At 61.5% G+C, this 11,906-nt stretch carries 10 protein-coding genes; 2 read left to right on the forward strand and 8 right to left on the reverse strand.

All coding sequences use genetic code 11. From position 1 onward, the window contains the following. Positions 1-24 precede the first annotated feature (24 nt). Positions 25-2,433, forward strand: a complete 2,409-nt coding sequence (locus BM118_RS24905; RefSeq protein ID WP_092188234.1) for a MobA/MobL family protein — start codon at positions 25-27, stop codon at positions 2,431-2,433. A gap of 631 nt (positions 2,434-3,064) precedes the next feature. Here BM118_RS24905 and BM118_RS24910 read toward each other — a convergent pair. Beyond that, the gene (locus BM118_RS24910; RefSeq protein WP_177234661.1) at positions 3,065-4,894 is read right to left on the reverse strand and encodes a tannase/feruloyl esterase family alpha/beta hydrolase; all 1,830 of its coding nucleotides are present in this window, start codon (positions 4,892-4,894) and stop codon (positions 3,065-3,067) included. Between the two features lie 270 nt (positions 4,895-5,164). Between BM118_RS24910 and BM118_RS24915 the strand changes: the two genes are divergently transcribed. Beyond that, a complete protein-coding gene (locus BM118_RS24915) occupies positions 5,165-5,608 on the forward strand; it encodes an acyl-CoA thioesterase (protein WP_177234662.1) in 444 nt (147 codons plus the stop codon). Between the two features lie 70 nt (positions 5,609-5,678). Here the strand turns inward: BM118_RS24915 and BM118_RS41690 are convergent, their stop codons facing one another. The 7 genes from BM118_RS41690 to BM118_RS24945 all read right to left on the reverse strand — a co-directional run bounded on the left by BM118_RS41690 (position 5,679) and on the right by BM118_RS24945 (position 11,871). Beyond that, the gene (locus tag BM118_RS41690) at positions 5,679-5,855 is read right to left on the reverse strand and encodes a hypothetical protein (RefSeq protein WP_177234663.1); all 177 of its coding nucleotides are present in this window, start codon (positions 5,853-5,855) and stop codon (positions 5,679-5,681) included. Between the two features lie 80 nt (positions 5,856-5,935). Then, positions 5,936-6,940 (reverse strand): branched-chain amino acid ABC transporter permease, encoded by a 1,005-nt coding sequence (locus BM118_RS24920; RefSeq protein ID WP_092188240.1) that lies wholly within the window; start codon positions 6,938-6,940, stop codon positions 5,936-5,938. A 2-nt stretch (positions 6,941-6,942) separates the two neighbouring features. Further along, entirely contained in the window at positions 6,943-7,821 is an 879-nt protein-coding gene (locus tag BM118_RS24925) for a branched-chain amino acid ABC transporter permease (RefSeq protein ID WP_092188242.1), read from the reverse strand. A 13-nt stretch (positions 7,822-7,834) separates the two neighbouring features. Next, positions 7,835-8,548: an ABC transporter ATP-binding protein gene (locus BM118_RS24930; protein WP_092188244.1), complete on the reverse strand. Its 714-nt coding sequence runs from the start codon at positions 8,546-8,548 to the stop codon at positions 7,835-7,837. Continuing rightward, positions 8,545-9,342: an ABC transporter ATP-binding protein gene (locus BM118_RS24935; protein WP_092188246.1), complete on the reverse strand. Its 798-nt coding sequence runs from the start codon at positions 9,340-9,342 to the stop codon at positions 8,545-8,547. Before BM118_RS24935 ends, BM118_RS24930 begins: the two co-directional genes overlap by 4 nt. A gap of 194 nt (positions 9,343-9,536) precedes the next feature. Next, positions 9,537-10,637, reverse strand: coding sequence for an NADH:flavin oxidoreductase (locus tag BM118_RS24940; RefSeq protein WP_092188248.1), 1,101 nt, complete (start codon positions 10,635-10,637; stop codon positions 9,537-9,539). A gap of 433 nt (positions 10,638-11,070) precedes the next feature. Continuing rightward, positions 11,071-11,871, reverse strand: a complete 801-nt coding sequence (locus BM118_RS24945) for an SDR family NAD(P)-dependent oxidoreductase (protein WP_092188250.1) — start codon at positions 11,869-11,871, stop codon at positions 11,071-11,073. Between the last annotated feature and the right edge of the window lie 35 nt (positions 11,872-11,906).

Below are 11,906 nucleotides of genomic sequence, written 5' to 3' on the forward strand. Positions count from 1 at the left end.
ACAAAATGATTTCGGGCATCTTAGATGGCAATTCCGTTTGCATATTTGGCTCCTGTCCACCTGACCGAGCACGGTGGCGCGACCAGCACTATCGCCTACGTAGCTCGTAACGTCATCGATGATCCGCGCTTCGAGCAGCCCTTAGACTACTCGCATCTTCGGGCTGACCTGGCGTGGGAAGAGGTCATATTGCCGGAAGGCTGTTCACCCGCGTTTCGGGATCGTAGCGCACTCGCGGTCGCGCTCGACGAGGCCGAGATGCGCAAGGTCCGCACTCCACTTACTGCGCGAAAGCGACGCCCGCAGGTGGGCCTAGGGCTCGTTCTGGCGCTTCCTCCGTCAGATGAGGTCTCAATAGACGAAGCCGCTGAGATCCTGAGGAGGGTCGTTCTCGCTGCCCGTGGATCGGAGGCGGTCCCGATCCACCTCGCGATCCACGAAGCCCGCGTTAATCGGCATGGCCATGCCCTGTTCGCACTCCGATCCGTCGATCGTGACGGCGTATTTGGGATGAAGCTCCGCGACTTCATCGCACGCGTCCGTCACACGGCCGGAAATTACGATACGGACGTTGTCGAGGGTGTCCATTGGCCGGATCTCAGCTGGGAGGTTCAGCAGAGCTATTTCCATGAGCTCGGGATCGACCTTGTTGTCGATCCCATTGCCCCCAGACCCGGCAAGCACTTGTCACCGGTCGTCTATGGTAGTGGCAAGATCATCAACAAGACCAACGAACAGATCGCGTTTAACCGCAGCCACGCCTATGCAGAGAATGTCCGCGCGATCGAAGGCAGTCCGTCCCGCCTGATTGAGACGCTATTGCGGGGGCGATCCTCGTTACGCACCGCGGAGATCGAGCGGCTCTGCGCGAAATTCCTCGACAGTGAGGCAGATCAAGATGCAAACGCGGCCCGCATTCTGACCGATCAAAACATCATCACGCTGAGCGACCCGGGTTACGATAGGAAGCCACGCTATGTCACGACCCGGCGCATGCATCGCCTGCTGACACGCGCGGCTGCCCTCATTGACCGCTCAGGAGAGAGCCAGATCAGAACGTTCACCGGGATTAACGGGAATGACGTGCTCGCCCAAATGCTCGAGTGGTGCGTCGAGACGCGACGCGAGAGACCACTCATCCTTGGCGCGAAGCTCTCGGACTGTGACGCCGCCAAAATTGAACTTGCAGCTTGTGCCCCTATTGCAGGTACCGTCGAAATGGCGGTGACGGGATCGCAGGACCTGCGCGCCGAGGGTCGCAGGCGCGACGTATGCCTCCGCACCAACCGGCCGGTCATAGTACCTCATGCTGAACTGATCGACGACTACCAGCTTGCCCGTCTCATAATAGCCACGAGGCAGATTGGTACCGAACTCGTCCTTGGCCACGACCAAAGCAATCAGACCGGAGTGGTCTGCCGGCATCTCCCCGCCTACGCTGCCGACCGAACCACGACGAAAGCTGCCTTGACCAGTGAGGATCGTCGCTCAACTGAAGCCGTACGGCTCCTGCGAGCAGGCCTAGTGCGGCACGCTATCGATAAGATGACGCATGGAGGCTTGCTGGAATTCGGTAGCCTGCCCAACTTGGCGGAGGACGCCCCGCGATTCGTCGTCTGCGACGATCCGCGCCGACTTAAAGAACTATCCCAAAACCGACGGTTCGGTCCCGAGCGGTCAGCAGGCATTGACCTTAGCGAAGCCGTGCTTTCGCTGCGGGAAGCTCGAGGCCTCTCCGCGGAGGCACGCCTAGCCGTCGAAGCAACCGCCCCACGAAACCTATGGAGCGCGCTCCTGCTCGTCGCGAGCCGAGGGCAGAACGCCCGGCTCCATGTCATTCCGGCGCTCGCCAGAAGTGCAGCCGAGCTGGTTGACGTTGCCCGCTCATCTTTACCTGGCGCGCTTCCACACGAGAGAGCGATGCGCAAAGATCCCGATGCCGCGATCAACAGGATCGTATCGGACATGACCAACGACCTTGAAGTTCTGCCTGAGACCACGCCTGTGGAAATCAAGCCGCCACGACCGATCCACGCGACCGAAGACGTGCGCCGCTTGCTTGCGCACGACCGCATCGCGAGACATGGCTACAGGCTGCTTTACGATTACGTCGGGCCTCACAATGTCGACCGTACCGAAAACACGACGCGTGCTCTGAGCCTATACTGCAATGAGTTGACGAGGACCGTTGTTCGATTTCTCGGCGGCGTAGAGCGGAAACTGCCGCTTGATCCGAACATGTCCTTTGACCTTCCTTCCGAGCTCGAGGAGCTCGAGCCGGAGCGCTGGGATTATCTTGACGTATACCAGCTAAGGACAGACCTTCGTTGCCTGACGATACCGGGACGGAACTGCCCCATTAACCCCGCCTCTAATTTCGCCGTCCGTAGATTGAGCCGCCCGCATAACGAATTGTCTCGATCAGCGACCTAAGTCCGGATTGAAATTCAGCGAGGCGGAGGGGCGGCCGCTTTGCGCCAAGAGCTGCCAGCTTGGAGGGGCGCTTTGCAAGGGGCGCAGGTTCGTCCTAAGTGCCAGCTGGTCTAATGTCTTCAACCACCTCGATCGATCGGGGCTTGGCGCAGTGGCCGTAGCGCGTACCCACAACCCCCTCCAACCGGGTGTGGCCACTCGGCTTCGAAGGCCTGAGCCATGCTCGCCGCAGCTTTGCCGGCTCCCACTGTGAATAAGCGCCGAACTTTGACCCCCATCGGCTTACAACATTGACCCCATACGTGATGAACATGCCCGTGATGGTTCAATGAATTCTGCTGTGTTGGCGGGGGTCAACCTTCGGCGCCGATCGGGGGTCAAACCGCACGCCGAATAACAATCGACCAGAGCCGGTGATCAAGGGCCGCTGCCGGCAGCCGGAGTGGAAGCCGCCCGCGGAGAGCCGATCATCTGGAAGACTGAACAGCAGTTAGCTGGAGGACCCTGATCGACCATTGCGGCGCGTCACGCCGATCGGCAGTCATTCCGCGCAAGGGGCGGCGGCGACGGAAGCTGTCCGGCACCGACAGCGGCTCGCAACGCTTGGTGTCGTGTCAGCGCCCTGCAGCGACTAGCGGCAGCTGAAGCTTGAAGGCTGCGTTGCCGGCCCGCGGCCGTTCCATGTCGTCATCAGCGGATAGACACACGCCGGATAGCTCACGCTGTTGTCGCGCGACACCAGCATGATCTCCTCCGGGGCTGCGCCTCTCTCGACCCAGTCCGTCAGCGCGGAGAAGAACTGGTCCTGCTCGCGAGCGGGCTTCTGGTTGGCATTGCCGGGCAGTTTCGGCAACGGCACCGCATCGTTGCGGCCCCCGGCCGCATAAGCGCGTCCCTGAGAGGAATGCGCGACGCCGGGCAACAGGTACATGCGCATGAATTTCCGCACCTCGGCATGACCTCCCATCGCCGCCACCACGCGCTCATGATAATTGACGTTGCCCGCCGGCGGGATGGCGTCGTCGGCAAGCCCGCTCCAGACGATCACCTTGCGGCCGAGATCGCGCAGCTTGGCGAGATCGGCCTTGTCAGTGGCGAGGCCCGCAAAGAGCGTCGGCTGTAGCGCGACGTTCTTGTCGATGGCAGCGGCAACACCGGCATAGTCGAGTTCGAGCCATTTGTTCCGGACATTCGTGGAGCCGTTCGCGATCGGGATCGACGACGTCGTGCTGGCATCGGCGGCATAGCGCACGTCCTGCAAGGCCAGCGCCAGACTGTCCGTGGACGCGCTCTTGATCAGGCTGGTGATCGCGGTGCCGCGCGTGAACGTCCACCAGAGCTGATTGCTACCGAGCGATTTTCCGCTCCGGGCATCGCGGCTCTGCGCCGCATCGACGCTGCCATCGCGCGTCGCGCCGTACCAGATCTTGCCGAGCGCCCTCGCCTCACTGGCGCTCATGCAGGTCGCGGCATCATTGCTGCTGCCGGTGACGCCGGTCCCCGCCGCCCCCGTGCAAAGCGCCGCCGCATCGCGCGCAGGATCGTAATCGCATGCAAAGGGATCAAGCAGGAAGCCGAGCCCCGCCTTGTCGCAGGTCGCCACCGCGCGCTTGTTGATCGCATCCACCTTGGACGCGAAGGCGGCCGCTTCAGCCTTGTTGACTGCGGTGAAGCCGAGCTCGGTCTTCATCACGATCTGCGGATAGATCGAGGCGGTGCCGAATATGGCAATGCTGAGCGCGGGCTGGGCGATCAGATAGCCGTCATAAAGCTCCGGAAATTCCTGAGCGATCTTCATGCCCTGCCGGCCACCTTGCGAATGGCCATCGTAATAGGCGAACTTGGGCGCCTTGCCATAATAGAAATTGACCAAAGCCTTCGTCTTGACCGCCTGCTCGACCATCGCATCGACCGAAAAGCTGCGCAGCGCCTCGGCATTCACCTTGCCGTCGGACAAGAACGTGAAGGAGCCGTCCTGGTACCAGGGCTGGCCAGCATCGGTGGTGCCGGAAGCATAACCGACGTTGGCATTGACGATAGCCGGTACCTTGCTCCCGATCTTGTCGGCATAGCGATGTCCGCCGCCGACCCAGCCGCCGCCGCCATAGTTGCGGATGCGCTCGTTCCAGTTGGCGGGTGTCGGCAGCCAGACTTCGATGCCGATGCCTTCGGAATGCGAGCGCGCCGACTTGTCCTTCTCCGCAGTGACGCCGGGGCCGACCAGCAATTTGACCAGGCAGAGGTCGGCGGCCGCCGTGATCGGCGTCGGCGCGTCCGAGGCCAGCAATTCCTCGCTCTTTTTCACCAAGCGAACGGCGACGACGCTGGTATTCTCATCAGGACGAAACGCCTGCTTGATACCATCGTCGCACGACAGTGGCTCGGCCAGCGCAGCCGTAAGCTGGCTCGAGACTAACAGCAGCAGAAGGGACCAGATGATATTCCGTGACGTGGTCCACATCGACATATCCCTCTCGATTTGCGGGCCTGCAACGATAGCGTGTCACTGACCCGGGACAATTATTCGTTTGTTACCGGAACCTAACATGATGTTATTTTGTCAACTGGCCGCCAGACCTGGGGCCAGTGAAGCTCTCGATGCATGCATCGTACCATCCGGACGTCTTTGCGGGCGCGTATCGACGCGCGTCCGCTTCTTCGCGACTTGCCTCCCTTGATCCTACAAGCTAGGCAAGCTTCAGCATGTACGAGTTGCAGTGGAGCATCTACGATGTCCGAGCGTCCGGCGCGCGACGAGCGTCGCCAACACTTCTTCTGGTGGACGAAGATCTCAAGCCGCTGGGCCGATTGTGATGCCTACGGACACGTGAACAATGCGACCTACTATAGCTGGTTCGACACTGCCTTGACCCTTCTGGCGATCGAGCGTGGAATTCTCCGTGCGCCAGGTCAGACGTCGATCGGGCTTTGTATCGCCAGTGAATGCGAATTTTTGGCTCCGGTCGGCTTTCCGGAAACGGTCGATATCGGCATTCGGTTGGGTCGACTGGGGAGCAGTTCGATCACATACGAGCTCGCGATATTTGGCGAAGCTGCCGGCAAGGCATCGGCCGTTTGTAAATTCACGCACATCTATGTCGATGCCGAAACGCGAGCGAAAGTATCGCTTACCGAAGAGCAAAGATCTGCGATTGGAGACTTGCTCCGGTACTAGCACTCGCGCGGTCGGCCCGATATTCACGTGTATTGAAGCACGATCAGGTCAGCCGTCTCATGGCGATAACTCAGAATCGAAAGTAGCCGGGCACAATCGCCCCATACCAATCGAGCACACGCCAGACCCAATTGTGCAGCATCCCGCCAACTGCCTCGTTGATATCATTATGAAATTCTTGAGTGTAGAATGGCTCAAGGTGTCTCACAAAGCGGACGCCGGAAATTGGCGTAAGAATGAATGTCATGAATCGCGCGACTCCTATGCTGGCCTAAGCGGTCAATTTCTTAGAACGGCTTCTGCTGATCGCTCGGCATTCTCGTCATCTCACAAAGTCTTTCTTTGAGCAAGGATCGCGAACTGCCTTGCGCCGTGCGGTACGAGGTAGATGACGAGGAACAGCAGCACGCCGAACACGGCGCCGGAGAGGCCCTTGGAGATGCTTTCCGCCATGTTCGGCACGAAGATGATGAAGGCTGCGCCGACGAACGAGCCGGGCAGCCAGCCGACGCCGCCGACCACCATGCCCAAGAACAGCGAGATCGCGAGGAGGAAGGTGTAGCTGTCGGGCGCCACGAACTGCACCGCAATGGCGCTCAGCCCCCCCGCCACTCCGGTGATGCCGGCGCTCACTCCGAAGGCCAGAGTCTTGTAGAGCGCGACATCCACACCCATCGCGGAAGCTGCGATCTCGTTGTCGCGGATCGCCATGAAGGCGCGGCCCGAGCGGGAACGCAGCAGGTTCACCGCGAAGATGTAGATCGCGAGCGTCACGATGAGCGTGAAATAGTACAGCCACATGTCCTGCGACATCGGCAAGCCGAACGGCGCGTCTGGCTTGGTGACGACGAGGCCCTGCACGCCGCCAGTCCAGTGCTCGATAACGTTCAGCTTGAGGAGCTGCGGCATCGCAGTTGCGAGCGCGAAGGTCGCGAGCGCGAGGTAGACGCCGGAGAGCCGCAGCGCCGGCTGGCCGAACAGAAAGCCGAAGCCGAAGCAGACGACGCCGGCGATCGGCAGCGTCAGCGCGTAATTGACGTTGAAGTGCTCCATCAGCACCGCGGTCGTATAGGCGCCGACCGCGTAGAACGCGCTCTGGCCGAGCGAGAACTGGCCGGAGCCGCCGGTCAGGATGTTCAGCGCCAGCACCGCGAGCCCGTAGATCAGGAGCATCGTCATCTGGAAGATGATGAAGTTCTTGACGAAGACGGGCGCGATCAGCAGTGCCGCGAGCACCACCAGCGAGGTGCCGGTGCCCAGCGTCATGGCCCGCTTCGGAACAGCCTCGACCGCCTGGTGGCCTTCGGCGACGACTTCTTCTGCTGCGCTCATGATCAAACTCGCTTGACGATGTGCCGGCCGAACAGACCAGCGGGTTTGACGACCAGGACGGAGATGATCAGCGCGAGCGCGATCGGGAGTTTCAGCTCGTTGCCGACGCCGGGGATGTAGGTGCCGGCGAGGTTCTCGAACACGCCGACCAGGAAGCCGCCGACCACGGCGCCGAACGGGCTGGTGAGACCGCCGAGCACTGCGGCGGCAAAGCCGTAGATCAGCACGCCGCCCATCATGTTCGGCTCGAGGAACACGACGGGGGCGATCAGCATGCCGGCGATCGCGCCGATCGCGGTCGCCATGCCCCAGCCGAGCGCGATCATCCAGGACGTGTTAATGCCGACGAGGCGGGCCGATTCAGGCACCGAGGCGGCCGCGCGCATGGCGAGGCCGATCCGCGTGTACTGGAAGAAGAAGTAGAGGCCGAGCAGCAGCAGCACGGTGACGCCGATCATGCCGGCCTGGTGGGTCGAGATCAGCTGGCAGCCGAGGAACGGCGAGGAGCCGAACGGGGTCGGATATTGCTTGATGGTGAAGTCCCAGATCAGGCCGGCCGAGGAGTTGATGATCGCGAACAGCGCGATGAAGCCGGCGACGTTGGTCAGCACCGGCGCCTTCGCCAGAGGCTTGAACAGGATGCGCTCGATCGCGATGCCGGCGACGAAGGAGAGCGCCAGCGTGATGACGAAAGCGGCCCAGTAGGGGATGCCCCACTGCATCAGCTGCCAGGAGATGAAGGTCGAGAACATCGCCATCTCGCCCTGCGCGAAGTTGAGATGGTCGATGGCCTGGTAGATCATGACCACGGCGAGCGCCATGCAGGCGTAGATCGCGCCCGTGGCGATGCCGGCCAGGACCTGGTTGGTGAACAGCTCCATAGTGCCGGCTCCCTCAGTAACCCAGATAGGATTTGCGGATTTCTTCGTTGTTCGCGATGTCCTTGGCATTGCCCGACATCACGATGCGGCCGGTCTCGATCACGTAGGCCTTGTCGGCGAGCTCGAGCGCGAGCTGGGCGTTCTGCTCGACCACCAGGATCGACACCTTGTCCTCGCGGTTGATCTTGCCGAGGATGCCGAACAGGTCGCGTACCACCAGCGGCGCGAGGCCGAAGGACGGCTCGTCGAGCAGCATCAGCCGCGGTCGCAGCATCAGCGCACGGGCGACCGCGAGCATCTGCTGCTCGCCGCCCGAGAGCGTGCCGGCCTGCTGGGTGTGGCGCTGCTTCAGCACCGGGAAATGCGCATACATGCGCTCGATGTCGGAGACGATGCCGGCGCCGTCCTTGCGGGTGATCGCCCCGAGCTGGAGGTTCTCCTCCACCGTCATGTTGGTGAAGGTGCCGCGGCCCTGCGGCACATGGGCGATGCCGAACCGCACGATGCTCTCGGTGGAGCGGTTGTTGAGCGGCTTGCCGTCGAACTCGATTCCGCCGGTCGAGCGCACCATGTTGCAGATCGCGCGCAGCGTGGTGGTCTTGCCGGCGCCGTTGGCCCCGAGCAGCGTCGTCAGCGAGCCCTCGTTGAGCGAGAAGGACAGGCCATGGAGCGCCTGGACCTGGCCGTAATAGGCGCGCAGGTCCTTGACGTTGAGCAGTGTCGTCATTGGTCCTTGCTCCCGAGATAGGCCTTGATGACGTCGGGGTCCGCCTGCACCTGGGCGGGGGTGCCTTCCGCGAGCTTCTTGCCGAAATTCAGCGCGACGACGTGGTCGGCGATCGACATCACGAGGCCCATGTGATGCTCCACCAGCAGCACGGTCATGTGGCGGTCGTCGCGGATGCGGCGGATCAGGTCGCCAAGCACGTAGACTTCCTCGTGATTGAGGCCGCCGGCCGGCTCGTCGAGCAGCAGGATCTTCGGATCGGCCGCCAGTGCGCGCGCCAGCTCGACGCGCTTCTGGGTGCCGAAGGGCAGGCCGGACACCACGGTGTGGGCGACGTCCTCGAGATCGAGATAAGCGAGGATCTCGTGCACCTTGGTGTTGACGCTGGTCTCGCTGCGCCGGACCCAGGCAAGCTTCAGGGAGCCGCTGATGATGTCGCTGGAGGTCTTCGAATGCGCGCCGACGCGGACGTTGTCCATCACCGACAGGTTCGGAAACAGCGCCACGTTCTGGAAGGTGCGGCCGATGCCGATCTCGGCGATCCGGTGCGGCGGCCGCGAAAGGATGCTCGTGCCTTCCATCAGGATGTCGCCGGACGACGGTTGGTACAGCCGCGAGAGGCAGTTGAAGAGCGTGGTCTTGCCGGCGCCGTTGGGACCGATCAGCCCCAGGATCTGGCCCTTGTGCATGTCGAAGGACACGCCGTTGAGCGCGACGATGCCGCCGAACACGACGCTGACGTCGCGAACGGCGAGCAGGAGCGATGTTCCCTGCGCGAGCTGTGCCTGCGTCATCTCGTCTCGCCCTTGTCGTTCGGCGACCTGGTGGGCGACCACGCTCCGCAACGACAACGGCTATTCGATCCCCTTCGCTTCCCGCGCATTTTTTCCTCCTGATTGCGTCATTGTTTTTTCGGGATTTGATGTCGCAACTTGCGCATCTCCTCCGATCCTCGGTGCTCTACAGAGCAATCAACGCGTTTCGACGTTCAGCTCAAGGTCGCAAATGCAGAGCGATCGAAAGCCATCAGTTCATTGGCTCGTCCGTCACGCACCTTCAAAAGCCATTGCGGATCCTGAAGTAGCGCCCGGCCAACGGCCACGAGATCGAATTCCTCTCGGTCCAGACGACGGACCAGTTCGTCCAAGGATGCCGGTCGCGAACTCTCTCCGCCGTATGCGGCGATGAACTCACCCGTCAGCCCCACTGAGCCGACCGAAATCGTCGGCAAGCCAGTCACCTTTTTCGCCCACCCGGCGAAATTCAGATCCGAGCCGTCGAATTCCGCCTCCCAGAAACGCCGCTGCGAGCAATGAAGAACGTCAACACCGGCTTCGCGCAGAGGCGCCAACCACGCCTCCAACTCGTTCGGCGTGATGGCGAGCTTCACGGCGAAGTCCTGCTGCTTCCACTGGCTGATCCGAAGCAATATCGGAAACTCGGGGCCGACCGATTTACGCACCGCGCGCACGATATCGGCGGCGAAACGCGCTCTCCCGGGCAGGTTTCTGCCGCCATACGCATCTTCTCTGCGGTTGGTCCCTTCCCAGAAAAATTGGTCGATCAGATAGCCGTGTGCTCCATGCAGCTCGATGGCATCAAAATTCGAGCGCTTGGCGGCAAGAGCGGCATCCGCGAAAGCCCGGGTGGCGTCCGCAATGTCCTCATCGCTCATCGGAACGCCCAGACTCTTGTCAGGTCGCGAAAGCCCCGAAGGGCTGTCGTAGGCGCCTGGAGGGTGCCAGTCCTTCTCGCGCGTGCGGACGGCGCCGACGTGCCAAAGCTGAGGCGCCATCAATCCACCGGCATCATGGACTTCGTCCACGACGCGACGCCAGCCGGCAAGCTCCTGTACGCCGTGAAACCGAGGGACGTTCGGGTCGTTCAACGAAGCCGGGCGATCAACCCCTGTCCCCTCCGAAATGATAAGTCCGACCCCGCCTTCGGCACGGCGGCGGTAGTACTGCGCTACATCTGCGGTAACAATGCCATTTGGAGAGAACGAGCGGGTCATCGGCGCCATAACGACGCGATTTGGCAGGCTCAGGCCCTTATAGGTGAACGGACGGAAAAGAACGTCGATCGCCATTTGCGCTCCAGACTCGCTCTAGCCTAGCGAAGTTCGGTGCGAGCGATCTCGCGGTTTGGATTCAGAGTGCGCCTATCTGCGATCATCACCTTCCCCCCGTTTCGGCGAATTTTTGGATCGGCTCGTTTTCTAAGGAGTGATTCAAACTCCCCACGAGTCTTGCTCTCAGCGATCCGAGCTGAGGCCAAATCCCTATATAGTTCTAAATAAGAACTGTCAATTACGCTAATGTAAGCTGTCAGTCATGAAAGCGTTTGGTTAGACACTATGACGCAGTTCTTTTTAGGAATTCCCGTGGGGACTGCGCTTCAGGTGATTTCGACTGCGCTGGCCGGGAGTGTGCGAGGTCTCAGGAGCCTGTTCGGCGGCGCTCTTCGAAACCACTTGCTCAGAACGTGGGTCGATAAGCGCCCGCACGCAGGCGCTCCAGGCGTCAAGCGTCCATTATTCTTTTCATCGTGGCCCTTTGCATTGATCGCGGTGTCAGACGATTTGAAAAGGCGGCCATCTTGTTCGACAGGCCGGCGATCACCATGGCCTTTCCTTGCATGAGCGCCCGAATACCGCTCGCGGCGACCGGACGCGGCTTCATGGTGAGGAGGCGCAGCATGGCCGATGCGGTTGCGCCGGCTGCCGCATCGAATCCCGTCGCGGTGTGCCCTGGGCAGAGACTGGTAACGACCACACCATGCGGGCGGAGTTCGTCATGCAGAGCCTCGCCAAAGGCCAGCACATAAGCCTTGGTCGCCGCATAGGCCGCATAGCTGGGAACGGCCTGGAAGGCCAGAAGGCTGGCGATGAGAAGGATATGTCCGGATCGCCGCTGAGCCATGTCGAGGCCGAAAAGATGGGTCAGCTCTGTGAGCGTCGTGATGTTGAGCTGGATCATGTTCGCGGTCTGCTCGATCGGCGTGTCCAAAAAATCGCCGTGCAAGCCGAATCCGGCATTGTTCACCAAGATGTCGATCGTCACGGATCTCGCGTCGAGACTGCTTTTCAGGCGGCTGGCCGCGCCCGGCGCGGCAAGATTGATCGCCTCGACCAGCACATCCACCCCATATTTGCTGCGGAGATCGGAGGCAAGCTTGTCCATCGACTCTCGCCGTCGAGCCGCCAATACGAGATTGACTTTCTGCGCCGCCAGGAGATCTGCGAATTCTAGGCCGAGGCCACTCGACGCCCCCGTGATCAGCGCCCATTTTCCGGCGAAACTGTCCGTTGCTACTTCCGACATCGTTCTCTTTCTCGTCTATTTGGAGTCAGCGAATG

The sequence above is a fragment of the Bradyrhizobium sp. cf659 genome, from assembly GCF_900113725.1.
Lineage (GTDB): Bacteria > Pseudomonadota > Alphaproteobacteria > Rhizobiales > Xanthobacteraceae > Bradyrhizobium.

Excerpts from the sequence above, each read along its gene's own strand:
- BM118_RS24940 (WP_092188248.1), bottom strand. The coding sequence starts at position 10,637 with ATGGCGATCGACGTTCTTTTCCGTCCGTTCACCTATAAGGGCCTGAGC.
- BM118_RS24905 (WP_092188234.1), top strand. The coding sequence starts at position 25 with ATGGCAATTCCGTTTGCATATTTGGCTCCTGTCCACCTGACCGAGCAC.
- BM118_RS24930 (WP_092188244.1), bottom strand. The coding sequence starts at position 8,548 with ATGACGACACTGCTCAACGTCAAGGACCTGCGCGCCTATTACGGCCAG.
- BM118_RS24915 (WP_177234662.1), top strand. The coding sequence starts at position 5,165 with ATGTCCGAGCGTCCGGCGCGCGACGAGCGTCGCCAACACTTCTTCTGG.
- BM118_RS41690 (WP_177234663.1), bottom strand. The coding sequence starts at position 5,855 with ATGACATTCATTCTTACGCCAATTTCCGGCGTCCGCTTTGTGAGACAC.
- BM118_RS24935 (WP_092188246.1), bottom strand. The coding sequence starts at position 9,342 with ATGACGCAGGCACAGCTCGCGCAGGGAACATCGCTCCTGCTCGCCGTT.
- BM118_RS24910 (WP_177234661.1), bottom strand. The coding sequence starts at position 4,894 with ATGTGGACCACGTCACGGAATATCATCTGGTCCCTTCTGCTGCTGTTA.
- BM118_RS24920 (WP_092188240.1), bottom strand. The coding sequence starts at position 6,940 with ATGAGCGCAGCAGAAGAAGTCGTCGCCGAAGGCCACCAGGCGGTCGAG.
- BM118_RS24925 (WP_092188242.1), bottom strand. The coding sequence starts at position 7,821 with ATGGAGCTGTTCACCAACCAGGTCCTGGCCGGCATCGCCACGGGCGCG.
- BM118_RS24945 (WP_092188250.1), bottom strand. The coding sequence starts at position 11,871 with ATGTCGGAAGTAGCAACGGACAGTTTCGCCGGAAAATGGGCGCTGATC.